This is a genomic window from Streptomyces sp. SJL17-4 (assembly GCF_036826855.1).
In the GTDB taxonomy this organism is placed as follows: domain Bacteria; phylum Actinomycetota; class Actinomycetes; order Streptomycetales; family Streptomycetaceae; genus Streptomyces.
This window is the reverse complement of record NZ_CP104578.1, coordinates 5,915,985-5,941,383: the sequence shown is the minus strand read 5'-3', so window position 1 is coordinate 5,941,383 and position 25,399 is coordinate 5,915,985. Positions and strand designations below refer to the sequence as shown.

Genomic DNA, 25,399 nt, shown 5'->3' with positions numbered 1-25,399 from the left:
CGGCGGGAGGGGGGCCCGGCTTCGTTCACGTGACGGTGGCTACTTCACGCCCACCGCGCGGATCAGTTCCTGCGTGACCGAGCCGCCCCGGTCGTCGCTCGCCCCGGCCCGCAGCGAGACGGAGCCCGCGCCGGACGGGACGCGCAGCTCGCCGTCCCAGGCGGCGCCGTGCCGCGACTTCTTGAGGGCGACCTTGGTCCAGGTCCTGCCCTCGTCGTAGGAGACCTCCAGGGTGCCGCCGGTGATGCTGCCGGTACCGGTCGCGCCCTCCACGTACTCGGCGAAGATCCCGACGGGCAGCCTGCTTCCGGCGCGGACGTCACCGTTGATGTCGGTGTCCACGTCGAAGCCGAGGTTGAGCATCGGCAGGTAGGTGATCCGGTCGCTCGGCGTCTCGGCGGAGCGGAAGGTCCACTCGCTGTGGCCCTTGCCGGCGAGCCGCCAGCGCGCCGGGTCGAGCGCGGTGTCGGTGACGACCTTGTAGGTAGCCTCCTCCGCGGGGGCGTCCCAGGCGTAGGCGCCGGAGCTCATCTTGCGGTCGACGCGGGTGCCGTTGACGTACACCTCGGTGTACTGGGTCATCGAGTCGTCGTTCCACACGTTGCCGAAGCCGGTGTGGTCGGTGCCGGAGTCGCCCCAGCCGGGGGTGTTGAAGTTCAGGTTGTTGCCGGTGCGCTGCTGGCCCCAGCCGAGGCCGGTGCCGAGCCACGGGTGCCAGACGGGGCCGAACCAGTCGAGGTTCACCCGGCTGCCGCCCCGGTAGGACGGGGTGCCGCCGCGCTCCTCCAGGGAGTCCCCGAGGTCGACGGACTCGTGCCAGCGCTGGCCGGTGCCGGTGGAGACGTACTCGGTGCGCTGGGTCGGGAAGGAGATCCACTCCTTGAAGCCGAAGCCGATCGGGAAGGTGTCGGTGATCGAGTAGCGGAACTCGCCGCCCAGTTCCGTGCGCTTGGTGGGCGCGTAGAAGGTGGAGCGGATGGTGGCGAGTTCGTCCTCGTCGGGCCGGAAGACCAGGTCCTTGCCGATGGCGCCGGGGTGGCCCTCGGAGAGGTCGTAGGTGAACGGGGTGAAGCGGGTGCCGGTCAGGTCGACGCGCTGGCCTCGGGCGGCGGCGGCCGCGAGGCGCTGGGCGTCGGCGGTGTTGACGGTGGCGACGGCGAGCGGCCGGTCCTCGTAGTCGGCGGTGCCGAAGAACTTCATCAGCCGGCCGGGCTGGTCGTCGGTGACGAACAGGGCCTTGGCGCCCGCGTCCTGGGCGTTCTGGGCGAGCTGCGTCGGGTCGGCGCCCTCGGTCAGGCGGACGAGGACGGCCTTGCCGGTGGCGTTCCTGCCGGTGTACTCGGCGGGGGTTCCGGTGCCCGCGTCGACGAGGCCGAGTCGGTGGCTGCCCTCCAGGAGGGTGGCGCCGGCCTGCGGGGTGGCGTCGGAGAGGCGGGAGCCGTCGACGCTCGCCTCCAGCATCGGCTTGCCGAGGCGCCAGACCGTCCGGTACTCGAAGGTGCCGGTGGCGGGCTTCGCGGTGGGCGCCGCGAAGATCGAGTCGTACGTCGGCGGGACCTGGACGGCTCCGCCGTAGGAGGCGCCGTTGGCGTCCCGGTCGAACTCCATCAGGAGCTGCCGGGTCTCGGTGCGCTTCTCGACCTCGGCGCGGATCTCGCGGAGCTGCCGCCCGTCGAGGGTGATCTCGCGGTCGCGGTCGAGGGTGATCTCCGGCGCGGTGAGGAAGCCGAGGCCGAGGGAGTCCTTGCCGTGGGAGCCGCGGACGTCGAGGAAGGTGTCGACGGTGTACGTGCCGGGCTTCAGGCGGAGTTCGAGGGTGCCGGACTCGCCGACGGTGGCCGGGAAGGGGTCCGTGCCCTGGGCGAGCTGCTTGACGCCCAGGAAGGCGGGGGTCGGGGCGCCGTCGCGGTCCTTGACGTGGACGGTGAGGGTGTAGCGCTCCTCCTCCTTCACCAGGCCGAGCGCGGTGTGCGCGACGACGGTTCCGGCGGCGCTGGCGGTGACCCGGCCGGAGGACTGGCCGACGGGGGCCTTGGTGCCGTCGCCGGTGACGGTGGTGCTCGCGGTGCCGTGGGCGGGCACGGTGAGGGTGGTGTCGGCGAGGGCGGCGACACCGGCCGGCATGCCTTCGACGGCGAGGTTCAGCTCGACCGCGGTGTCCGAGGAGTTGGTGTAGGTGATGGCCTTGGTGACCGGCTCGTTCGTCTCGTAGGGCCAGGCGGTGTAGCCGAGGTCGGCGGAGCCGGTCGCGGTGACGTTCGCGGCGATCGCGGCGGCCACGTCGACCCGGCCGGAGCCGAGCGCGTACGAGGAGGCGTCGAGCGTCTTCGACGAGGACATCAGCGCGTTCTTGAGCTGGGCGCCGGTCCAGTCGGGGTGTTGCTCGGCGAGCAGGGCGGCGACGCCGGCGACGTGCGGGGTCGCCATCGACGTACCGCTCATGGAGGTGTAGAGGCCGCTGCCGGTGGCGAGCTGGGAGCGGGCGGCGAGGATGTTCACGCCGGGCGCCGACAGGTCGGGCTTGAGGGCCTGGTCGCCGTGGCGGGGGCCCTGGCTGGTGAAGTAGGCGGCTTCGTCGGCCGAGTCGACGGCGCCGATGGTGAGCGCGGAGTCGGCGGCGCCGGGCGAGCCGATGGAGCCGGGGTAGCCGGAGTTCCCGGCGGCGATGACGAAGAGGGCGCCGGTCTCGGCGCTGAGGGTGTTGACGGCCTGGGCCATCGGGTCGGTGCCGTCGCTGGGTTCGCGGGAGCCGAGGCTCATCGAGACGATCTTCGCGTCGATGTCCTTGGCGGCCCACTCCATGCCGGCGATGATCTGCGACTCGGTGCCGCTGCCCTCGTCGCTGAGGACCTTGCCGACGGCGAGGGTGGCGCCGGGGGCGACGCCCTTCTCCTTGCCGTCCGAAGCGGCGCCGCTGCCGCCGACGGTGGAGGTGACGTGGGTGCCGTGGCCGTCGCGGTCGGCGACCTCCTGGCCCTCGATGAACGACCTGGTCTCGCTGACCCGGCCGGCGAGGTCGGGGTGGCCGACGTCGACGCCGGTGTCGAGGACGGCGACCTTCACGCCCTTGCCGGTGAGCCCGGCCTCCCAGGCCTTCGGGGTGCCGATCTGGGCGTTGGACTCGGCCATGGCGGCCTCGACGCGGCCGTCGAGCCAGACCTTGGCGGGGGCGGCGGCGCGGGCGTTCGGGGTCTTCCCGGTGAAGCCGCGCCAGAAGGCGGCGGCGTCGGTGGCGGTGACGGCGGCGCCGCCGATGCTGGGCAGCGGGCGGACGGTCTCGGCACCGCGCGGGGTCGGCGCGGCGGTACGGGCGCCCTTGCCACCGTACGTGACGATCAGCGGGAGTTCGCCGGTGATGCCCTGCTCGACGAGGCCGGTGACATCGAAAAGGCGCGGGTCGAGCGCGCCGGAGGCCAGGTAGGGGCGGGCCTCGTCGGGAACGACCATGACCCGGCCGTCGGCGATCTGGCTGCGTATCGCACCGGTGGCGCCCTTGGCCCGGTCGACGGTGACGGTCTGCCGGCCGCCGCCGAGGTCCGTGAGGGTGACGCGGTCGCCGGTGACGAGGGTGACGGTGCTGCTCGCCGTCGCCCCCTTGAAGGTGTCCGGTACGGCGGCGGCGGTGGTGGTCCCGGCGGCGGCGGTCTGCCCGGCCGAGAGCATCACGAGGGAGACGCCCGCGGCGATCAGCGCGGCTCTTCCTCTGTCGAAGGGTGTGGTCCTCGACGTCATCGTTCGAACTCCTCGCGGACCCGGGGTCGGGGGTGTTTCCGGGTGCCGCGAGGAGTCTTGGCCAGGTGGACGGGAGTTGACTCCGCTCGGTCCTGGCGGTTATGTGCCGTGGCGGCCAACCGCCAGAACAGGACGGTCCGTTCGTGGAGAATTGGTCACGGAGTCGGGTCGAGGGCGTCGTACCGGCGGAAACCGCGCCCGTACAGGGCGAGGGCGCCGACCGCGACGACACAGGCGATCCCGCCGCCGGTGACGGCGACCGCGGGCGAGGTCAGATCGGCCACGGAGCCCGCGAGGAAGTCCCCGAGCCGGGGTCCGCCGGCGACCACCACGATGAACACGCCCTGGAGCCGGCCGCGCATCTCGTCCGGCGCCGCGACCTGCATCATCGTGTTGCGGAAGATCATCGAGACGGTGTCGGAGCAGCCGGCGAGGGCGAGCAGGAGCAGCCCCAGCCAGAGGTTCCGGGTGAGCCCGAAGACGGCGATGGCGGTCCCCCAGCAGGCGACGGCGATCAGGATCGCCTGCCCGTGATGCCGGATGCGCCCCTGCCAGCCGGAGAGCACCCCGCCGAGCAGCGCCCCGAACGCGGGCGCGGCGACGAGGAGTCCGGCGGTCTTCGCGTCGCCGCCGAACCAGAGCACGGCGATGGCGGGGAACAGGGCGCGGGGGTGGGCCAGGATCATCGCGCAGAAGTCCGAGAAGAACGTCATACGGAGGTTGGGCCGGGTCGCGAGGAACCGCAGCCCGTCGAGTACGGAGGCCCTCTTGCCGCCCTTCCGTTCGGGGAGGATCGACGGCAGCCGCCACATCGCGTACAGGCTCGCGGCGAAGGCGAGGGCGTCGACGAGGTACGCGGTCTGGTACCCGGCGAATCCGACGATCAGCCCGCCGAGGCTCGGCCCGACGAGCATGCCGAAGGTCGTGACCATCGAGTTCAGGGCGTTGGCGGCGCGCAGTTGCTCGGGCGGCAGGAGGCGGGGGATCATCGAGGACCGGGCGGGCGCGTTGAGGGCGGCGCAGACGGCCTGGAGGGCGACGATCCCGTACAGGAACCAGACGCGGTGGAATTCGCCGAACGCGGCGGTGGCGAGCGCGACCGAGAGGACGGCGGAGCCGCAGGCGCTGTAGAGCCCGAGCTTGCGGCGGTCGACGGTGTCGGCGATGGCACCGCCGTACAGCCCGAAGACGACGAGCGGCACGAGGGAGAACAGCCCGACGAGCCCGACGGAGAAGGGCGAGCGGGTGATGTCGTACACCTGGAGGGAGACGGCGAGCGACGTCATCCCCTGCCCGACCCAGGAGACGGCGCTGCCGAACCAGAGGCGCCGGTAGTGGGCGGAGGTCCGCAGCGGAGTGAGATCGGCGAAGAGCCGACGGCGCTCGGGGGCCGGGGAGTCGTTGGCGGACTGCGGCTCGGTGGCGGGGGAGTCGTTGGCGGACTGCGGCTCGGTGGCGGGGGAGTCGTTGGCGGACTGCGGCTCGGGGACGGGGGAGTCGTTGGCGGACTGCGGCTCGGTGGCGGTCACGCGATGTCGTACCGGAGCTCGGGCCGATCCCAGTGGATGTGACCGGTGGGCGGGACGGTTCCGGTCCGGACGGCGCCGGTGCGCAGGTAGAACTCCTCGGCGGGCGGATGCGCGACGACCCGCACGGCCGTGAGCCCGGCGGCCCTGGCCTGGCCGGTCATGTGCTCCATGAGCAGCCGCCCGATGCCGAGCCCCTGGGCGCTGTCGGCGACGAAGGCGAGGTCGAGCTCGGCGTCGTCGACGAGCAGCGCGTAGAAGCCGAGCACGCGGTCGCTCGCGTCGACGGCGACGAAGACGGAATGGTGCTCGATGTACGCGCCACCGACCTGGTACCCCTCGACCATGCGGGCGTAGTCCCCCCGATAGGCCCGGGAGGTCCGGACCAGCCGGGTGAGCCGCTTGGAATCCTCGGCGACGGCACGCCGGACGGTGAACTCGGACATGGGGTGAGTATAGGGGCGGGAGGGGCAGGTGATCCTTACGTTTTGGTCAAGGGTGCAAGCGTCGGGCCCGGGGCCTCGGCAGGCAGCCCCGCCTCTGCCACCGCCTGTTCGTGGGGCAGGGTCGTGCCGTGGGTGAAGGCGCTCGTGTAGGCCTCGGGGCTCAGGGTCGTGCGGGCCCTCGCCTCTGTGGCGTCGACGTCCGCGCGTTCCGCCGGGGGCAGTGGTGCGCCCGTCGAGGCGCGGAGGGCCGACGCCGTACCCAGGAGGAGGGCGGCGCCCTCCGCCCGGCCCGCGCCCGCGTGGGCCGAGGCCAGACCCTCCAGGGCGAGCGCGACCGCACGGGGGTCGCCGGAGGCCAGGGCCGTGCCGTAGCCCTCCTCCTGGAGTTCCAGCGCGCCCGCCGCGTCGCCGCGGGCCAGCGCCGAGAAGCCCAGCTCGGCCAGGATCAGCGCGTTGGCCGAGTCGAGGCCGACCGCCCGGTGCCAGTCCAGGACCTCCCGCATGTGCCCCTCGGCCTCGTCGACCAGGCCCTCGCGCCGGGCGCCCAGGCCGAGGCCGAGGACCGCGTTGATCTCGCCCGCCCTGAACCCGACCTCCACCGCCCGCTCCCGCGCCGCCGTGTGGAACGCCCGCGCCTCGGCCAGCTCGCCCCTCAGCAGGGCCGTACGTCCGATCCCGGCCAGCAGGTCCGGCACCTCGGTCGTCAGGCCGAGGCCCTCCGCCGCCGCCAGGCCCGCCCGCTTGAGCCGGTCGGCCCGCTCGTACTCCCCGTGGATCTCGGCGACCGTCGCCAGCGGGTAGACCGACCACAGCCGGCAGCACGCGTCGCCGACCTGCTCGAACAGCGCGTCCGACCGGGCCGCGTCCTCCTCCGCGCCCGTCACGTCGCCGCCGAGCAACCGCTGCACCGAGCGGTCCGCGAGCGCCGCCGCCTCGACCCAGCGGTCCCCGTGGGCCCGGGCGCCGTCGAGCGCCTCCCCCGTCAGCCGGCCGCCCTCGCTCTGGCTGCCGGTCCCGCAGAGCGCGTGCGCGAGGAACCAGCGCGCCCACGCGCGGTCCGAGGGGCGGGGCGGCTCGGCCTCGTCGTAGGCCGTGAGGGCGTCCGCGATCCGCCGTCGCCGGTCCGTACCGTCGCCGCCCATGACCACCAGGCCCGTACGCCAGACCTCCACGCGGGCGCGGAGCGCGGCCGGTTCGGGCCGCGGCGGGTCCTCCACGGTCTCCAGGCCCTCCGGGGTCTCCACGGTCTCCAATCCCTCCGGGGTCTCCACGGTCTCCGGGGGCTCCGGGACGGCCGTCCGCAGCGCCGCCGTCGCCGAGCGGAGCGCCTCGCCCAGGCGGCCCCGCATGACCCAGTACCAGGCGAGCGCGTCGACGAGCCGGAGTGCCGCCCCGGCGTTCCGTCCGGCGCCGGGCGCGGTCAGCGCCCGGTCCAGGGCGGCCCTCAGGTTCGACGTCTCGGCGTCGAGCTGGGCGAGCCGACGCCGCTGCTCGGGGCCGCGCAGCGCGGCCCCGGCGTCCTCGGCGAGCCGCAGGTAGTGGGCCAGGTGCCGTTCCCGTACGGCCTCCGTCTCGCCCGCGTCCTCCAGACGTTCGAGGCAGTACGCGGCGACGGACTCCAGGAGCCGGTAGCGCGGCCCGTCCGGACCGTCGACAGCCACGACGAGCGAGCGGTCGACGAGGCGGGCGAGCAGCCCGAGGACATCGCCTAGGGCGACGGAGTCGGCGGAGCCGCCGGTGACCGGCCCGCCCGCGCACACCTCCTCCGCCGCCGCCAGCGTGCAGCCCTCCGCGTGGACGGCCAGCCGCCGCAGCACCGTTCGCTCCTGCTCGCCCAGCAGCTCCCAGCTCCAGTCGATGACCGCCCGCAGGGTCTGCTGCCGGGCCGGCGCGCCGCGCAGCCCCGCGTCGAGCAGGCGGAAACGGTCGTCGAGCCGCGCCAGGAGCCCGTGCACACCGAGTGCGCGGACGCGGGTCGCGGCCAGTTCCAGGGCGAGCGGGATGCCGTCGAGGCGGCGGCAGATGGCCCGTACCGCCTCCTGGGCGGCGGGATCGAGCGCCGCCCAGGACCCGAAACCGGGGGCCGAGGCCGCCGCCCGCGCCGTGAAGAGTTCCACCGCACCGTCCCCGTCGAGCGGCTCCACCGCCCACAGCGTCTCGCCCGCGAGGGCGAGCGGCTCCTGGCTGGTCGTCAGGACGACGAGGCCGGGCGCGGTGCGCAGCAGCAGCTCGGCGAGCGAGGCCGCCTCGTCGACGACGTGTTCGCAGTTGTCGAGGACGAGGAGCGTACGTCTGCCGCGCAGGACCTCGGCGAGCCGCTCGGCCGTGGTGAGCGCCCTCTCCCCCTCGGGCCGCAGCCCCCACACCCCGTCGTCGCGGAGTTCGAGCGCGGCGGCGACGACCTCGGCGAGTTCGCCGCGCGCGCCGGCGAACTCGACGAGCCACACCCCGTCCGCGAACTCCTCGCGCAGCTGCCCGGCCGCCTCCACGGCGAGCCGGGTCTTCCCGACTCCGCCCGGCCCGGTGAGCGTGACGAGCCGCCGCTCGGTGAGCAGCCCCCGCACCTCGGCGACGGCCGCGTCCCGCCCGACGATCCCGGCGAGCGGCGTGAGCAGATTGCCCCGTACGGGGACCCCGTTCGCGGTCGGCCGGGGTGTCGCCCGGATCTCGGCGGGAGGAGCGGCCGCCGGCGCGGAGAGCGAGGCGTCCTGCCTCAGCATCGCCGCGTGGAGCGCGGCCAGTTCGGGGCTCGGGTCGAGGCCCAGCTCGTCGGCGAGGAGGGTGCGCAGCTCCTCGTACCCGGCGAGCGCCTCGCTCTGCCGCCCCGCCCGGTAGAGGGCCCGCAGCTGCACCGCCCGTAGCCGCTCGCGCAGCGGATGCAGTGCTACGAGCTCCGCCAACTCCCCTGCCAGTACGTTCTGTTCGCCCGCCTCCAGGCGCGCCTCGGCCAGCGCCTCCCGGACGACGAGCCGCTCCTCCTCCAGCCGGTCCGCCGCCGCGCGCGCGAACGGCTCCTCCGCGAACCCGGCGAACGCCGGGCCGCGCCACAGGTCGAGCGCCTCGCCGAGCAGTTCCGCCCTGGCGCGTGGGTCCGCCGTCTCCCGCGCCCGCGCCGCGATCCGCGCGAACTCATGGGCGTCCAGGGCCCCTTCGGGTACGGCGAGGAGATAGCCGGGCGCCTGCGTGACGACGAGGTCGCGCCCGCCGGGCTCGGCCTCCTCCAGGGCGCGGCGCAGCTGGGAGACCTTGGCCTGGAGGGCCCGCAGCGGGTTGCCGGGCGGCTCGCCGCCCCAGAGGTCGTCGACGAGCCGGAACGCGCCGACCGGCCGGCCCGGGTCGACGAGGAGCGCGGCGAGCAGGGTCCGCACCTTGAGCTCCGGGACCCGGACGGATGCGCCGTCCTCGGTCCGTACGGCCGTCTCCCCCAGCACCGCGAATCGCATACGGCCACCGTAACCCGGCTTCGATCACCCGCCCGAGCCGATCCGAGTCGATCCGCGAGCGGCCCGATCAGGCCCCGCCCGAACAGGCCCGCCCCGCACCCGAACCCGGTCCGAACAGAACCCGAGCCGTTCCCGAACAGCCGCCCGCCAGAGTCATCCCTGTCAGCAGGAAGCGACACACCGAACCACCAGGGAGCAGGACATGAGCAGCAACAAGCCCCTCGCCGGCAAGACCGCCCTCGTCACCGGCGGCAGCCGCGGCATCGGCCGGGCGATCGCCCTCCGCCTCGGCGCGGACGGCGCCCGGGTCGGCGTCCACTACGCCGGCAACGAGACGGCCGCGAAGGAGACGGTCGCCGCGATCGAGGCGGCCGGCGGCTCCGCCTTCGCCGTCCGTACCGAACTGGGCGTCCCCGGCGACGCCGACGCCCTCTGGGCGGCCTTCGACGCGGAGACCGAGGGCGACCCCGGTCTCGACATCCTGGTCAACAACGCCGGGATCGCCGGCCCCGGTCTGATCCACGAGGTCGAGGAGGCCGACTACGACCGGGTGTTCGCGGTCAACGCCAAGGCGCCGTTCTTCATCATCCAGAAGGGCCTCGACCGGCTCCGCGACGGCGGCAGGATCATCAACATCTCCTCCGGAGTCACCAAGGTCGCCTTCCCGGGCATGACCTCGTACGCCGCCTCCAAGGGCGCCGTCGAGGTGCTGACCCTGACCCTCGCCCAGACCCTCGGCTCCCGGGACATCACGGTCAACGCGGTCTCGCCGGGCACGATCGAGACCGACATCCACCCGTGGATGGCCGACCCGGCCGCCAAGGCGCACGCCGCCGGGTTCTCGGTCTTCAACCGGGTGGGACAGCCGGGTGACGTGGCCGATGTCGTCGGTTTCCTCGCCTCCGACGACGCCCGCTGGGTCACCGGTCAGAACATCGACGCGAGCGGCGGCTCCGGCCTCGGCCTCTGACAGCCCCGGTGCCGGCCCCCCATGGGCGGGCCCGCGACCACCCCGGACCCGCCCCGCCCCGCCCCCCGGACCCGCCCCGCCCCTCGAACGCGCCCACGCCCCTCCCCCACCCACGCGAAGGAACCCCCGGTCATGGCAGCTCACACCCTCCTCGTCCTCGCCCACCCCCGTACCGACTCCCTCACCGCCCAGGTCGCCGCCCGGCTGCACGCCCGCCTCAAGGACGAGGGCGGCACCGTCGACGTGCTCGACCTGTACGCCGAGGGGTTCGACCCGGCGCTCCGCCCGGAGGACGAGCCGGACTGGGAGAACCGCGAGAAGGTCTACTCCCCCGAGGTCCACGCCCACATGGACCGCATCCTGGCCGCCGACGACATCGTGGTCGTCTTCCCGGTGTGGTGGTTCACCCCGCCGGCCATCCTCAAGGGCTGGATCGACCGGGTCTGGAACTACGGCTTCGCGTACGGCCGGAGCCGTCCCCGGCTGGCGGGGAAGCGGCTGCTCTGGCTGGCCCTGATGGGCGGTACGTCCGAGGAGATCGAGCAGCTCGGCATGACCGACGCGCTCGGCCTGATGCTGGTGACCGGCATCGCGAAGTACTGCGGGCTCCCCGACGCGTCCCTCCGCGTCCTGCACGGCACCGAACTCTCCGGCATGCCGGTGGAGTTGCGCGCCGGGCGGGTCGCCGAACTGCTCGACGAGGCCGAGCGGACCCTGGCGGAGGAACTTCTCGGCGCGACCACCAGGACGACCACCGGGACGACCACCGCGACGAGCACCGGGCCGACCGCCACCGAGAGCACCGTGAACGAGGAGCCGGCCCTGTGACCACGACCCTCGCGGAGAGCACCGCGACACCGCCCCGGGCCGGGGCCCGCCAGTGGCTCGGACTCGCCGTCCTCCTCCTCCCCGTCACCCTGATGACCGCCGACCTCGGCGTGCTGTGGCTCGCCACCCCGTATCTGTCGGCCGATCTCCGGCCCAGCGGCGCCCAGCTGCTCTGGATCACCGACATCTACGGCTTCCTCACCGCCGCCACCCTCGTGATCATGGGTACGCTCGGCGACCGGCTCGGCCGCCGCAGGCTCCTCATGGCCGGTTCGGCCGGCTTCCTGCTCGCCTCCGTCCTCGCCGCGTACGCCCCGAACGCCGGGACGCTGATCGCGGCCCGCGCCCTCCTCGGCATCGCCGGGGCGGCGGTCCTGCCCTCCACGCTCGCCCTGATCAGCCACATGTTCACGGACGCCCGGCAGCGGGCCACGGCCATCGCGATGTGGGTGACCGCCCTCTCGGTCGGGCTCGCGATCGGGCCGGTCGTCGGCGGCGTGCTGCTGGCCTCCTGGTGGTGGGGCTCGGTCTTCCTGATGGGCCTGCCGGTCATGCTGATCGCCCTGGTCACGGCGCCGCTGCTGCTGCCCGAGTACCGCGACCCGAACCCGGGGCGTCTCGACCCGGCGAGCGTGCTGCTCTTCCTCCTCGCGGTCCTGCCGCTGGTGTACGGCGTCAAGTCCCTCGCCGCGCACGGCCCGACGGCCGAGGCGGGGATCGCGTTCGCCCTGGGGCTCACGTTCACGGCCCTCTTCGTCAGGCGCCAGAACCGTCTGGAGTCCCCCCTGCTCGACCTGCGGCTCTTCAGGAACCGGGCCTTCACCGGCGCGCTGCTCACCCTGCTCCTGGGCATGACCGCGCTCAACGGTGTCGAGTACCTGGTCCCGCAGTACCTCCAGGCGGTCGCCGGACTGCCGCCGCTCGAAGCCGGGCTGTGGCTGCTGCCGGGAGCGGCGGGTCTGATCGCCGGTTCGCAGCTGACCCCCTTCGTGGCGCGGAGGATCCGCCCGGCGTACGTGCTGGCCGGCGGGCTCCTGATCTCGCTGGCCGGGTACGCGGTGATCGCCCTGGCCGAAGGGGTGACCGTGGCCGCCCTCGGCCTCGCGGTCATCATGTTCGGCGCGGCCCCGATCAGCGTCCTGGGGACGGCCCTCGCGGTCGGCTCCGCCCCGGCCGAGAAGGCGGGCGCGGCGGCCGCGACCGGCCAGACCGCCTACGATCTGGGGCTCGCCCTGGGCATCGCGGTCACCGGCAGTGTGGCGGTCGCCGTCTACCGGGGCGGCATCCCCGCGGACGCCCCGGCGGCGGCCCACGAGAGTGTCGGCGCGGCGCTGGCCCTGCCGGACGAGGGGCTGCGGGAGCAGGCCCGGGAGGCGTTCACGACGGCCCTCCACTCGGCCTCGGCCCTGAGCGCGGTCTTCGCCCTGGTGACGGCGGCGGTGGTCCTGACCCTGCTCCGCAAGGTCCCCCGCTCCTGACCGCCGGAACCAGCAGCCGCCGCCGCGCGCACCGCGCGGCGGCGGCTAGCGGCAGATGTTCAGGTCGTCCGGGTCGACGCTGTCGAGCCGGGCGGCCAGCGCGTCCAGGCGTTCCCGCAGGTCGCGGATGTCGGCGAGGTCGAGGCCCGTCGCGGCGGCGATCCGGCGCGGCACGTCGCGGGCCTTCTCCTTCAGCGCGGTCCCCTCCGGGGTGGGGCGCACGGTGACGGACCGCTCGTCCTCGGGGCTGCGCCGCCGCTCGACGTATCCGGCCGTCTCCAGGCGCTTGAGCAGCGGGGACAGGGTTCCGGAGTCGAGCCGGAGGCGCTCGCCGATCCCCTTCACGGGCAGCTCGCCGTGCTCCCAGAGCACCAGCATCGCGAGGTACTGGGGGTAGGTGAGCCCGAGCTCCCTGAGCGCCTCGCGGTAGACGCCGTTGAACGCGCGGGTCGCCGCGTGCAGCGAGAAGCAGATCTGGTGGTCGAGCCGGAGGAAGTCCTCTTCCGGGACGGTGTCGAGCGTCTCCATGGCTCCAGGATACGCGAGGACAGCTCACACGCGATTGAGTTGTGCACAACTGAATAGTGCGCTACTAATAGGGGGCCACCGCAGCACCCGGCACACCGCCCCCGAGGACAGGAACGGAAAACCATGGACGCGATCTACACCGCTGTCGCCACCGCCAACGGCCGTGAGGGCCGCGCCGTCAGCTCCGACGGCCACATAGACCTCCCCCTCGCCCACCCCCAGGCCCTCGGCGGCAACGGTCAGGGCACCAACCCCGAGCAGCTCTTCGCCGCCGGGTACGCGGCCTGCTTCGCCAGCGCGATGAACCTGGTCGCCCGCCAGGAGAAGATCGACATCTCCGACGCCTCGATCACCGCCGAGGTCTCCATCGGCAAGGACGCCGCGGACGGCGGCTTCGGCCTCGCGGTCGTGATGCGCGCCGAGTTCCCGGACCACCTCCAGGGCGAGGCGGGCCGGTCCCTCCTGGAGAAGACCCACGCGTTCTGCCCGTACTCCAAGGCGACCCGCGGCAACATCAAGGTCGACCTCGTCGTCGAGTAGTTCTCTGTCGGTTCGTGTACGCCCCCGGTGGTCATCGACCACCGGGGGCGTTCGCTTGTGAGCTCTTCCGTTCGGGCACGGGGGATTCGTCTGCCGTACGACGGGCAGTCATGGAACGGCCCCCGGCCGGTGGTTCACGGGCGCTCTCCTTGGGGCGCCCTCGGCCGGTCCAGCCGGCCACCGCACGCGCACCCCCACCCGCACCCGTCCCGACCCGGAGGAGTACTCCCCCATGGCCGACCTCGACCGTCGCCGGTTCCTTCAACTCGCGGGCGGCACCGCCGCGCTGACCATGCTCTCGGAGAGCATCGCGCGCGCCGCCGCCATCCCGGCGCAAGGCTCCACCGGCACGATCCAGGACATCGAGCACATTGTCGTCCTGATGCAGGAGAATCGTTCCTTCGATCACTACTTCGGGGCGATGAAGGGCGTACGGGGCTTCGGCGACCCCCGCCCGGTGACCCTGCCCAGCGGGAAGTCGGTCTGGAACCAGTCGGACGGCAGGAAGGTCACGCTGCCCTTCCGCCCGGAGAGCGCGAAGCTCGGCATGGAGTTCCTCCAGGGCCTCAACCACGACTGGGCGGGCGGCCAGAGCGCCTTCAACAAGGGCAAGTACGACAACTGGATCCCGGCCAAGACCCCGGCGACGATGGCGTACCTCACCCGCGAGGACATCCCGTTCCACTACGCGCTCGCCGACGCGTTCACGATCTGCGACGCGTACCACTGCTCGTTCATCGGCTCGACCGACCCGAACCGCTACTACATGTGGACCGGCCACACCGGCAACGACGGCACCGGCGGCGGCCCGGTCCTCAACAACGCCGAGGCGGGCTACGGCTGGAAGACCTACCCGGAGCGCCTTGAGGCGGCCGGGGTGTCCTGGAAGGTCTACCAGGACATCGGCGACGGGCTGAACGCGGCCGGTTCCTGGGGCTGGATCAACGACGCCTACCGCGGCAACTACGGCGACAACTCGCTCCTGTACTTCAACACGTACCGCAACGCCCAGCCCGGCAACCCGCTGTTCGACAAGGCCCGCACGGGCACGAACGCCAAGGCCGGCGAGGGCTTCTTCGACCAGCTCCGCGCCGACGTGCAGGGCGGCCGGCTGCCCAAGATCTCCTGGATAGCCGCCCCGGAGGCCTTCTCCGAGCACTCCAACTGGCCGGCGAACTACGGCGCCTGGTACATCTCGCAGGTCCTCGACGCGCTGACCTCGAACCCGGACGTGTGGGCCCGCACCGCCCTGTTCATCACGTACGACGAGAACGACGGCTTCTTCGACCACGTCGTCCCGCCGTACGCCCCCGGCTCCGCCGCGCAGGGCCTCTCCACCGCCCCGACCGCCCTCGACTACTTCGGCGGCAAGACCGGGTACGTCGCCGGCCCCTACGGTCTCGGCCCCCGCGTCCCGATGCTCGTCGTCTCGCCCTGGTCCAAGGGCGGGTACACCTGCTCCGAGACCTTCGACCACACCTCGGTCATCCGCTTCATGGAGCAGCGCTTCGGCGTCCAGGAACCCCAGATCTCGCCCTGGCGCCGGGCCGTCTGCGGCGACCTGACCTCCGCCTTCGACTTCTCGCGGACGGACACCCAGGCCGCCCCGCTGCCGCCGACCGCCGGCTACTTCCCGCCGGACAAGAACCGCCACCCCGACTTCCTCGCCACCGCCCCGGCCGTCGGGACGATGCCCCGCCAGGAGCCCGGCGGCAAGCGCACCCGCCCGCTGAAGTACGCACCCTCCGTGGACGGCGCCGCGGACACGACCGCCGGCACCTACCGCCTCACCTTCAGCGGCGGCGCCTCGGCGGGCGCCCAGTTCTACGTGACCTCGGCGAACCGCACCGACGCCCCCTGGACGTACACGGCCGAGGCCGGGAAGTCGATCGCCGACACCTGGAACACCAAGTACTCCAAGGGCGTCACCGACCTCACGGTCCACGGCCCCAACGGCTTCCTGCGGCGCTTCCGCTCCCCCGGCAAGACCGTCGTCCCCGAGGTCAAGGCGCGCCACAACGCCACCACCGGCAACCTGGACCTCACCTTCACCAACGGCACGTCGGCGGCCGTCACCCTGACGGTCACCCAGGCGTACGGCGGCACTCCGCAGTCGGTCTCCGTCCCGACGGGTGCGACGGTGACCCACACCGTCGGTCTGACGGCCTCGGCGCACTGGTACGACGTGACGGTCACCTCGGCGTCCGTCGCCGACTACGTCCGCCGGTTCGCCGGCCATGTGGAGACGGGCGCGGCGGGCGTGACGGACCCGGCCATCCTGACCTACTGAGCAGCGGCGAGGGCCGGTGCGCGTCCCCCGACGCGTACCGGCCCTCGTCCGTTCCCGTTCCCGTTCCCGTTCCCGTTCCCGTTCCCGTTCCCGTTCACCGAAGGGCAGGACGACGGCGCCGATGACACCCCACTGGCCGGCGCCGAGCGTGAAGGCGCCCTCGCGTTCGCCGGGCGGGGCCTGCGCGAACGCCTCGCGAAGTGGCGAGGGCCCGGCCGAGCGGTGTGGCAAGGGAGGCGGTCAGCGTGCCGACGGCGAGAAGGATGGAGCGTCTGCGCGCACGGTGGTTCCTCTTCGGTGGGGGGCGGCGGGTTCGGAGCCTGCCGCCGGAGGCTGTCCGGCGGCAGGCGTCTCCAGGGGTGCTCAGTTCGCCCGGTGGACGGTGATCCGTTCGATGCGGCCGTTGTAGAGCCACTGGGGGCCGCCGTTGTCGACGTTGCGCCCCGCCCACAGACCGTTCAGGCCGGGGGTCTGTCCGAAGAGTGACGGGGTCGTGGTCGAGGCGATGCGCACGCCGTCCGCGTAGAGCGTGGTGCCGGAGTCGGTGACGGCGACCGCGAGGGTGTGGTCGAGGCCGTCGGCCAGCGACCGTGTGCCGTCGAGCCGCGCGCTGTAGACGCCGCCGACGCGGGCCTCGAAGTGCGGCACACCGCTGTTGAGCGAAAGCGTCACGTTGGTCGAGGCCGCGGTGGTGTCGGAGGCGGACAGCAGGGTCCCCGCGACCGGCGCCCTCGTGGTGCGGAACCGTACGGTGAGCACGCCGCGGGTCAGCGGAGCGACGTCCGGCAGCGACGCGGTCAGATCGGTGTACGAGGTCGTGCCGTCGAAGTCCTTCGCGAGTGCCCTGTCGAGGGCCATGCTTCCGCCGACGACGAGCAGCCTCGTGGTCGTGGAGGTCGTGGCCGCGCCGGACTGGAGGGCGACCGTGAAGTCCTGCTCGCCGGTGGCCGTACCCGTCGGGGGTGTCACCGGGAAGCGGACCGCCGCGGTGGCGCCGGGCGCGATCGCCGGGATCTGCTGCGCCGCCGCTCCGGGCCAGCCGGCGGGCACGCCGAGCGTCGCCGTGCCGGGGAGGCTGGCGAGGTGCCCGTGGTTGGTGACGCGTACCTCCACCGTGTTCGGCGAGCCGGCCGTGAGCAGCCCGTCGAGGACGGCGGTCTGTGCGGCGAGCTTCGGGTACCCCTGGTCGATCGGGCAGTCCACGCCCAGCCAGGACGCGTTGAACCGCGCGAAGGTGATGCGCTGGTACGGCCCGGATTCGTACAGCAGGCCGAAGGTGCCGTCCGCGAGCCGGGTGAGGGTCGAGTACGCCGATCCGCCCGCCTCGACGACCTTGGACGTGGGCCAGGTCAGACCGTCGTTGCAGGACAGCTTGACGGTCAGGCGGTGACGGGTGGTGGTGCTCGCGGTGTTGCTGAACAGCAGCCAGTGGGATTCCGGTCGCTCGGCGCCGGCGGTGGCGTCGTAGCGCAGGATCGCGGCGTTGTTGGTCGGGTCGATCAGCTCGTCGTCCGGGACGGGAGCGGAGTAGGTGATCCCGCCGTCGGTCGAGTACGCGACGAGCCGGGTCCTGGCGCTGGACGTACGGCTGTTGAGCATGACCCGGCCGTCCGCCAGTTCGACGGTCTTGTTCTCGTCCATGAGCGGGCCGACGGGGGTGCCCATCTTCCAGGTGGTGCCGTGGTCGTCGCTGTACGCGCTCGCCGCCCAGATGCTGCTGTCGGCTTTCCGGAAGGCGTACTGCTGCACCAGGCGTCCGGTCGACAGCTGGATGCCGGTGCCGGAGGAGGCGAACATGCCCTTCCAGGCGGGGTCCTTGATGTCGTGGGTGATCCGGCGGGTCCGCCAGGTGACGCCGCCGTCGTCCGAGTAGGCGTAGTCGGCGTGCAGGGAGTCGGTGGCGTCGTTGGCGTTGCCGGTGCCGGAGTTGAAGAAGCCGATGCCCTGGGGGCCGTACGCGTAGAAGACGAAGACCCGGCCGGTGACCCGGTCGACGACGACGCTGGGGTCTCCCGCGCCGATGCCGTCGTCGTAGTCGGCGATCGCCTGGGGGGCGGTCCAGGTGCGGCCGTTGTCGGTGCTGCGGCGGACCATCACGTCGAGGTTGCCGGGCAGGTCGGCCGAGCTGTCGTTGCGCCGGTCGTAGGCGGCGACGAGCGTGCCGTCGGGCAAGGTGTCCAGGGCGGGGATGCGGTAGGTGTGCGCGCCCTGGCCGGAGGTGGCGAGGACGGTGCTCTCGAAGAGCGGTTCGTCGGCGGTCAGCCGGCGCTCGCGTGCGGCGGCGGCCCCTGCGGTGGACGAGGACTCGGCGGCCGGGACCGGTGGCGCGGCGAGGAGGCCGGCGCCCAGGGCCAGAAGAAGGACAAGAGGAGCAGAACGGGCGGTTTTCACCGACACCTCCACAACGGATGACAGGGAGGCATCGGACATCAGACGTTGGGGTGAACCTAGATCGCCGCCCATGGGTCGTCAACCCCTGTGCGCGACAGAGGAATCCGCTCCTCGCCCCCTTGCCCGGGAGGTGGTGCGGCTTCTAGAGTCACCGAGGCATCGGACATCAGACGTCACATGCCTTATGTGTCCATCGGACGCCCTTCAGCCGGCCAGGTGATCGACGGCCCCTGGATCGATCCGCCTGTGCAACCGCCTCGGCACGTCGAAGCCCACCAGCACGACCACCACCAGACTCAGCCCGGACGTCAGGACCGCCAGCGCCGTCCCCAGCGCCATGTCCTCGGCCAGCCGCGCCCCGAGGACCGGCGCCACCGCACCGCCCAGCGCACCCACGTTGTACGTGAACCCCAGCCCGGCGGCCCGCCGCTCCGTCGGGAAGTGCCCGCCGATGTAGCGCGGCAGCAGTCCCGAGATGCCGAAGCTCAGGGCCTGGAGCACGAACAGCAGCACCCCGAGCAACCGCAGGTCGTCGCCTGCCGCGAAGACCGGGAAGACGAAGGCGAGCGAGATGAGCAGCGTCCACGCGTATGCCCGTGAGGGCCCGAACCGGTCTCCGGTGAACCCGGACAGCCAGCAGCCCGCCATCGTGCCGAAACCGGCGTAGTAGAGGACTTGAGCCACCTGTTCCGGCGTGTAGCCGAGTTCGGTCTTCAGGTAGGTGGGCAGCAGTGCCTGGATCGGCCAGCTGTAGAGGAACGCGGCGAACACCGTGCCGATCAGGGCCAGATGGAGGACCCACCCCCGTCGGCCGCCGAGCTGGACCGCGAAGGCCACCATGACCGCGCCCGCCAGGACCGACAGAGCCGCCGTCGCGCCGCCCGCCAGTCCGGCGAACACCGCGAACAGCGCCCCCAGGGCCACCGCCGCGAGGAATGCGTTGACCACCGCCCGCCGCCGGTCCGCGAGCAAGGGCCGGAAGGGGCTCGGCCGGGTCGCCGTCTCCGCGACGGCCTCTTCCCAGTGCTCCGCCTCCGGCAGCGCGCGCCGCACCCACAGCGCCACGACGACCGGCAGGACGCCGAGGTAGAACATCCAGCGCCAGCCGTGCTCGGGCACGACCACGCTGTAGGCCTCGGCGGCCAGCACCGTGCCCATCGAGTAGCCCGAGATCAGGAAGCCGCTGGCCCGGCCGCGCAGCCGGGCCGGCCAGCTCTCCATGACGTAGGTCGCGCTCGCGCTGTACTCGCCCGCCATGCCGAGCCCGATCACCAGCCGCGCCGCGAACAGGCTCTCGTAGTTCCACGCGAAGCCGCACGCCAGGGTGCCCAGGGAGAACAGCCAGATGCTGATCACCATGGCCGTCCTGCGGCCGTACCGGTCACCGACCATGCCCAGGACGGCACCCCCGAGCCACCTGGTGATGAACGCCGCCGAGACCAGGCTCGCCGCCGCCACGGGTTCGAGACCGAACTCCTCGCTCACCTCGGTGAGCACCAGGGTGATCAGGACGAAGTCGAAACCGTCCAGGAGATAGCCGATCCACGCGCCTCCGAAAGCCTTCCAGCGGGCACGTCCGATCTGCCGGTACCAGGGGCGCGGGTCTCGTGTGGCGCGGTTCACGGTGGACAGCATGAGGGGCGTGGCCCTCTCCGCCCGGGAGGGCCACGCCCCATGACGTCGCCGACGGAACCAGACCGTGGCGTCGGCGACGGGATCAGACCCGGCCCTCCGCCACGGCGGCCGCGAACCACCCGGTCAGGGTGGTGGGGTGGGTGATCGCCGTGCCGACGACCACCGCGTACGCCCCGCGTTCCAGGGCGCGGGCCGCCTGCGCCGGGCTGTGGATCCGGCCCTCGGCGACGACCGGCACGTCCAGCGCACCCGCGAGTCGCTCCACCAGCTCCAGATCCGGGCCCGAGGCCTTGCGGTCGTACGTGGCCGGGGTGTACCCGGACAGCGTGGTGCCCACGAGGTCGGCGCCGAGTTCGGCGGCCCGTACCCCTTCCTCGTACGTGGACACGTCGGCCATCACGAGGCCGCCGGCCGCTCGCACCGCGTCGATGGACGCGGCCACCGTCCGGCCGTCCGGCCGGGGCCGGTCGGTGGCGTCCAGGGCGACGATGTCCGCTCCGGCCTCCAGGACACCGAGGGCGTGACGGGCCGTCGGGGTGATGTACACGCCCTCCGTCCCGTCCTTCCACAGGCCGATCAGCGGCAGGTCGAGCGCGCCGTGGATCGCCCGGATGTCGTCGAGTCCCTGGGCGCGGATGCCGTCGGCACCACCGTCGCGTGCGGCCATGGCCACCCGGCGCATGGTGTCCGGGTCACGCATCGGCTCGCCCGGATAGGCCTGGCAGGACACGATCAGGGCGCCCCGCAGCCGGGAGAGCACCGCCGCCTTTTCCGTACGGTCGCTCATCGCACGGCCTCCCAGGCGAGGCGGGCCGCGCCGAGGACCGCCGCGTCGCCGCCGAGCGAACCCGGCCGCAGCTCCACGTCCTTGAGCGGCGGCAGGAGCTCGGCCGCGAAGGCGTCCCGGAGCGGCTCCCACCATTCCGGGCCGCAGTTGCCGACCCCGCCGCCGACGAGGACCAGCTCGGGGTCGGTCATGTTGACGATCCCGCCGAGCGCCTCGCCCAATGCCTTGGCCCCGGTCCGCAGCACGTGCCGGGCCGCGGGGTCGCCCGCCCCGGCCCTGGCCGACACCTCGGCCAGGGATGAGGCAGGGGCCACGCCGCGGCGCGCGTACGCGGCAAGGAGCGCGGGGCCGCTCGCCACCGCCTCCGCGTGACCGGACGCGCCACAGGTGCAGGGCACCCCGACGGCCGACGGCACGGGGACGTGACCGGCGTGACCGGCCACTGACCGCGCGCCGTGGTGCACCCGGCCGTCGATCAGCTGCGAGCCCCCGATTCCCGTACCGACCGCGACGAGCAGCACGTGACGGCGGCCGGCGGCGGCACCGAGCCACGCCTCGCCCAGGGCGTGGGCGTGGACGTCGTTGTCGACGGAGACGGGGACGCCGAGTGCCTGTTCCAGGTCCCGGCGCAGTTCGGTCCCGGCCCAGCCGGGCAGGGCGTCGGTGGCGGAGACGATCCGGCCGGTCGCCGGGTCGACGACGCCGGCGCTGCCGACGCCGACCGCCGCGACCGGCTCCCCCAGCTCCCGCACGGCCCGTACGGCGGCGGCGACCACGGCCCTCGGGCCGTCCGCGGCCGGGGTCGGCAGCGTGTGGCGCCGGAGCAGGGTGCCGTTCGCGTCGACGAGACCGGCGGCGGTCTTCGTGCCTCCGATGTCGATTCCGGCGACCGGGCTCATCGCAGCCCCGCCCGCTCCAGGATCTCCGCGATCCGCGCGGTCTCGGCCGCGTCGAGCGGGCGCATCGGCGGGCTGACGACGTTGGTGTCGATGATCCCGCGGACCTTCAGCGCGGTCTTGAACGCGCCGAGGCCGCCCGCCGTGGCCGAGGCTGTGCCCGGTGCGGCGACCGTGACGATCTCGAAGAGCCGGGCGATGCGGTCCTGTTCGGCTTTCGCCGCCGTCCAGTCGCCGGCGGCGGCGAGGCGGTCCAGGCGGGCGTAGCCGTGCGGGTCGACGTTGCCGAGGCCGGGCACGGCGCCGTCGGCGCCGCCGAGGAGCATGGCGTCGACGACGACCTCGTGGCCGGTGAGGACGGAGAAGTCCGGCAGTTCCCGGGCGCCGAGGCAGAGGTAGCGCAGGCCGACGTCGTCGCCGCTGGAGTCCTTGATGCCGGCGATGACGCCGTCGGCGGCGAGCCGCAGCACCAGGTCGGTCGACAGCTTGCTGTGGACGCAGACCGGTACGTCGTAGGCGAGCAGCGGCAGGTCCACGGCGTCGGCGAGGAGCCGGAAGTGCCGGTCGATCTCGGTCTCGTGGGTGCGGGTGTAGAAGGGGGCGGTGGCGACGACGGCGTCCGCCCCGCTCTTGAGTGCGGCCTTGGCCCGCTCGATGGCGCGGTTGGTGGTCTGCTCGATCGTGCCGACGACGACGGGGACCTGACCGGCGGTGGCGCCGACGATCGTGTCGACGACGACGTCCTTCTGGGTGTCGGTGAGGTACGCGGTCTCGCCGGAGCTGCCGAGGGCGAAGAGGCCGGTCACCCCTCCTTCGACGAGGAAGCCGACGAGCCGCTCCAGGGAGGCGGTGTCGATCTCGCCGTCGGCGGTCAGGGGGGTGACCACGGGCGGGATGACTCCGGTGAAGCGGGGGGTACGGGCGTTCACGACGTGCTCCTGGCGATGTGTGCGGGGGATGTGGAACGGGGGAGGGAAGAAGAGGGGGCGCCGCCCGTCAAGGGGTGGACGCAGTGCCAGCTGTGGCCGTCCGCCGTGCTTCCCGCGGCCGGGAAGCCGGTCGCGCAGTCGTCGTCCGCCTTCCAGCAACGGGTACGGAACGGGCAGCCGCTGGGCGGGTTGACCGCCGAGGGCACCGGGCCGGTCAGGATGATCCGCTCGGTGTGCTCCAGCAGGCTCGGTGTCGCGGAGAACAGGGCCTCGGTGTACGGGTGAGCGGGGGCGGCCGACACCGCGCGGGCCGGGCCCTCCTCGACGATGCGCCCCAGGTACAGGACGGCGAGGCGGTCGGAGAGGTGGCGCACGGTCTGGATGTCGTGCGAGATGAACACCATGCCGAGGCCGAGCCGGGCGCGCAGGTCGACGAGCAGGTTGAGGACCTGGGCGCGGACGGAGACGTCGAGGGCGGAGGTCGGCTCGTCGGCCACGATGACGTCGGGCTCCAGGGCGAGCGCCCGCGCGATCGCGACGCGCTGGCGTTGACCGCCGGACAGCTGCCCGGGGAGGGCGCGCAGGGTGTGTCCGGGGAGGCCGACGAGGTCGAGGAGTTCCTCGACGCGCTCCTCGCGCTGCTGCTCGGTGCCGCGCTTGTGGACGTCGAGCGGGTCGCGGAGGATGCGGCCCACGGACATGCGGGGGTTGAGCGCGGTCGAGGCATCCTGGAAGACCACGCCGACCGAGGAACCGAACTCCTTGCGACGGCGGGCGGCGGGCATCCGCCACAGGTCCTCGCCACGGAAGTGCACCGTGCCTTCGGTGGGCTTCTGGAGGCCGGTGAGCACGCGCGCGAGGGTCGACTTGCCGCAGCCGGACTCGCCGACCAGGCCGACGATCTCGCCCTGGGCGACCTCCAATGAGGCATCGGTCAGGGCGTGGACCGAGTCGTGGCGGAACAGTCCGCCGCCGCGGGCCTTGTGCCGGACGTGGATGTTCTCCAGGCGGATCATCGGACCGCCTCCTTCTGAAGGTCGGCGATCGCCGCCGGGTGATGGCAGGCGTACTCGTGGGTCCGGCCGGCGGACGCGGTCGGTTCCGGCGGCGTCGTACGGCACAGCTCCGTGACCGCGTCACAGCGCGAGGCGAACCGGCAGCCGGCGCCGAACCGCTTCGGGGCGGGGACCACGCCGTGGATCTGGTGGAGCCGGTCCGCGCCCCCCTCCAGGGAGACGACCGAGCCGAGCAGACCTCGGCTGTAGTGGTGCGAGGGAGCCTGGAGGACCGACCGGGTGTCGCCCACCTCGGCGAGCTGACCGGCGTACATGACCGCGACCCGGTGGGAGAGGTCACCGACGAGCGCGAGGTCGTGGGAGACCAGGACCATGGCGAAGCCGAGTTCGTCGCGGAGCCGGACGAGGAGTTCCACCACCTGCGCCTGGACGGTGACGTCCAGGGCCGTGGTCGGCTCGTCGGCGATGAGCAGCCGGGGGCTGCGGGAGAGCGCCATGGCGATGAGGACGCGCTGGCGCTGGCCGCCGGACAGTTCGTGCGGGTAGCTGCGGAGCGTGCGCTTCGGGTCGAGGCCGACGAGCTCCAGGAGCTCGGCCGGGGTGCGGGTGCCGCCGCGCGAGGTGAGCTGGCTCAGCTGCTTGCCCACGAGGATCGACGGGTTGAGGGACGACATGGCGTCCTGGTAGACCATCGCGATCTCGGGCCCGGCGAGCGCCTGCCGCTCCTTGCGGTCCATGGTGAGCAGGTTCCGGCCGCGGTACTCGATGCTGCCGGAGACCTCGGCGTTGCGGGCCAGCAGACCCATGACGGCGAGGCTGGAGATGGACTTGCCGCAGCCGGACTCGCCGACGAGACCGAGGGTCTCGCCCTCGCGGACGGTGAAGGAGATGCCGTCGACGACCTTCACGTCGCCGTACCGGTCCGGGAAGCGGATGGCGAGGTCCTTGACGACGAGCAGCTCGTCGGCGTCGCCGGCCACGGGCCGGGCGGTCGGCGGAGTGGTGCGGACGACCTCGGCGAGCCGGGCGAGCGCGGCGTCGATCTCCTCGCGCGCCCCGGGCTCCGCCGCCGGGCGGCCGGCCTCTCGCTTGGTGTTCCCGTCCTCCGTGCGGGCCGTCTTCGGGGCGGCGGAGGCGTCGGTGAGTCCCTCGGAGAGGATGTTCAGCGCGAGGACGGTGATCAGCAGGACCACGCCGGGGAAGAAGGTGGCCCACCAGCCGCCGGAGAGCAGGATCTGGCGTCCGTACGCCAGGACGTTGCCCCAGCTGGGGTCGGGGTCCTGCACGCCGGCGCCGATGAAGGACAGGCTCGCCTCGAAGGTGATCGCCTCGGCGACCAGGACGGTGGCGAAGACCATCACGGGTGCGGCGCAGTTGACGGCGACGTGCCTCAGCACGATGTGGCCGCGGCGGGCACCGATGACCTGCTCTGCGGCCACGTAGTCCTCGCCGTACTGGGAGAGGACGTTGGCGCGGACGACCCGGGCCAGGGACGGCACGTAGACGAAGGCGATGGTGCCGATGATGACGGGGACGCTGGGACCGAAGACGGCCACGAGGACGGCGGCCAGCGCGATCGGGGGGAAGGACATGACGACGTCGAGGGTGCGCATCACGGACTCGTCGCCGAGCTTGCGGGAGGTGGCGGCCAGTGCGCCGAGGAGCGCTCCGCCGACGACCGCGAGGGCGGTGGCGCCGAGGCCGATGAGGAGCGAGTAGCGGGCGCCGTACACGACCCGGGAGAAGACGTCGCGCCCGACGCGGTCGGTGCCGAACCAGTGCTCCGCGCCGGGCCCCTGGACCGGCGCGCCGGTGGCCAGCGGGTCGGCGGCGAACAGCGGCGCGAGGACGGCGGCCGCGAGGACGAGCAGCAGGATGCCGACGGCGATGCGGGAGGTGACCGGCAGTGCTCGGAAGCGGATGCCGGGACGGGAGAGCCTCTGGGCGAGGCGACCGGTGAACAT

The 25,399-nt window shown here is 73.1% G+C and carries 17 protein-coding genes; 5 read left to right on the top strand and 12 right to left on the bottom strand.

Translation table 11 applies throughout. The annotated features are described in order from the left end of the window. Positions 1–39 precede the first annotated feature (39 nt). The 4 genes from N5875_RS26605 to N5875_RS26590 all read right to left on the bottom strand — a co-directional run bounded on the left by N5875_RS26605 (position 40) and on the right by N5875_RS26590 (position 9,147). Entirely contained in the window at positions 40–3,732 is a 3,693-nt protein-coding gene (locus N5875_RS26605; RefSeq protein ID WP_338496589.1) for a S8 family serine peptidase, read from the bottom strand. Positions 3,733–3,887: 155 nt separating this feature from the next. Continuing rightward, positions 3,888–5,084, bottom strand: a complete 1,197-nt coding sequence (locus N5875_RS26600; RefSeq protein WP_338499265.1) for an MFS transporter — start codon at positions 5,082–5,084, stop codon at positions 3,888–3,890. A gap of 173 nt (positions 5,085–5,257) precedes the next feature. Then, the gene (locus N5875_RS26595; RefSeq protein ID WP_318211043.1) at positions 5,258–5,704 is read right to left on the bottom strand and encodes a GNAT family N-acetyltransferase; all 447 of its coding nucleotides are present in this window, start codon (positions 5,702–5,704) and stop codon (positions 5,258–5,260) included. A gap of 35 nt (positions 5,705–5,739) precedes the next feature. Further along, positions 5,740–9,147 carry a BTAD domain-containing putative transcriptional regulator gene (locus N5875_RS26590; protein ID WP_338496588.1) on the bottom strand — a complete coding sequence of 1,136 codons (3,408 nt, stop codon included), beginning with the start codon at positions 9,145–9,147 and terminating at the stop codon, positions 5,740–5,742. 202 nt (positions 9,148–9,349) lie between these two features. On the opposite strand from N5875_RS26590, the gene N5875_RS26585 reads away from it, so the two are divergent. From N5875_RS26585 to N5875_RS26575, 3 genes are all read left to right on the top strand, one after another. Further along, entirely contained in the window at positions 9,350–10,117 is a 768-nt protein-coding gene (locus N5875_RS26585; protein WP_338496586.1) for an SDR family oxidoreductase, read from the top strand. Between the two features lie 132 nt (positions 10,118–10,249). Continuing rightward, positions 10,250–10,945: an NAD(P)H oxidoreductase gene (locus N5875_RS26580; RefSeq protein WP_338496585.1), complete on the top strand. Its 696-nt coding sequence runs from the start codon at positions 10,250–10,252 to the stop codon at positions 10,943–10,945. Next, positions 10,942–12,423: an MFS transporter gene (locus tag N5875_RS26575; protein WP_318211047.1), complete on the top strand. Its 1,482-nt coding sequence runs from the start codon at positions 10,942–10,944 to the stop codon at positions 12,421–12,423. Before N5875_RS26580 ends, N5875_RS26575 begins: the two co-directional genes overlap by 4 nt. A 45-nt stretch (positions 12,424–12,468) precedes the next feature. Here N5875_RS26575 and N5875_RS26570 read toward each other — a convergent pair whose 3' ends face one another. Continuing rightward, positions 12,469–12,951 carry a MarR family transcriptional regulator gene (locus N5875_RS26570; protein WP_318211048.1) on the bottom strand — a complete coding sequence of 161 codons (483 nt, stop codon included), beginning with the start codon at positions 12,949–12,951 and terminating at the stop codon, positions 12,469–12,471. Positions 12,952–13,074: 123 nt separating this feature from the next. Here N5875_RS26570 and N5875_RS26565 point away from each other — a divergent pair, with 123 nt between their 5' ends. Both N5875_RS26565 and N5875_RS26560 read left to right on the top strand, forming a co-directional pair. Then, complete coding sequence (locus tag N5875_RS26565) at positions 13,075–13,491, top strand: organic hydroperoxide resistance protein (protein ID WP_318211049.1); 417 nt, start codon at positions 13,075–13,077, stop codon at positions 13,489–13,491. Positions 13,492–13,723: 232 nt separating this feature from the next. Continuing rightward, the gene (locus tag N5875_RS26560; RefSeq protein ID WP_338496582.1) at positions 13,724–15,781 is read left to right on the top strand and encodes a phospholipase C, phosphocholine-specific; all 2,058 of its coding nucleotides are present in this window, start codon (positions 13,724–13,726) and stop codon (positions 15,779–15,781) included. Positions 15,782–16,144: 363 nt separating this feature from the next. On the opposite strand, the gene N5875_RS26555 is transcribed toward N5875_RS26560, so the two are convergent. From N5875_RS26555 to N5875_RS26525, 7 genes are all read right to left on the bottom strand, one after another. Next, positions 16,145–18,172: an exo-alpha-sialidase gene (locus N5875_RS26555; protein WP_318211051.1), complete on the bottom strand. Its 2,028-nt coding sequence runs from the start codon at positions 18,170–18,172 to the stop codon at positions 16,145–16,147. Between the two features lie 204 nt (positions 18,173–18,376). Then, positions 18,377–19,795 carry a sialate:H+ symport family MFS transporter gene (locus N5875_RS26550; protein ID WP_338496580.1) on the bottom strand — a complete coding sequence of 473 codons (1,419 nt, stop codon included), beginning with the start codon at positions 19,793–19,795 and terminating at the stop codon, positions 18,377–18,379. A 94-nt stretch (positions 19,796–19,889) separates the two neighbouring features. Next, the gene (locus tag N5875_RS26545; protein ID WP_318211053.1) at positions 19,890–20,594 is read right to left on the bottom strand and encodes an N-acetylmannosamine-6-phosphate 2-epimerase; all 705 of its coding nucleotides are present in this window, start codon (positions 20,592–20,594) and stop codon (positions 19,890–19,892) included. Beyond that, a complete protein-coding gene (locus N5875_RS26540; protein WP_338496578.1) occupies positions 20,591–21,493 on the bottom strand; it encodes an ROK family protein in 903 nt (300 codons plus the stop codon). The genes N5875_RS26545 and N5875_RS26540 overlap by 4 nt, the downstream gene beginning before the upstream one ends. Then, positions 21,490–22,419: a dihydrodipicolinate synthase family protein gene (locus N5875_RS26535; RefSeq protein ID WP_318211055.1), complete on the bottom strand. Its 930-nt coding sequence runs from the start codon at positions 22,417–22,419 to the stop codon at positions 21,490–21,492. The genes N5875_RS26540 and N5875_RS26535 overlap by 4 nt, the downstream gene beginning before the upstream one ends. Next, entirely contained in the window at positions 22,416–23,435 is a 1,020-nt protein-coding gene (locus N5875_RS26530) for an ABC transporter ATP-binding protein (RefSeq protein WP_338496575.1), read from the bottom strand. Before N5875_RS26530 ends, N5875_RS26535 begins: the two co-directional genes overlap by 4 nt. Continuing rightward, positions 23,432–25,399 carry a dipeptide/oligopeptide/nickel ABC transporter permease/ATP-binding protein gene (locus tag N5875_RS26525; protein WP_338496573.1) on the bottom strand — a complete coding sequence of 656 codons (1,968 nt, stop codon included), beginning with the start codon at positions 25,397–25,399 and terminating at the stop codon, positions 23,432–23,434. The genes N5875_RS26530 and N5875_RS26525 overlap by 4 nt, the downstream gene beginning before the upstream one ends.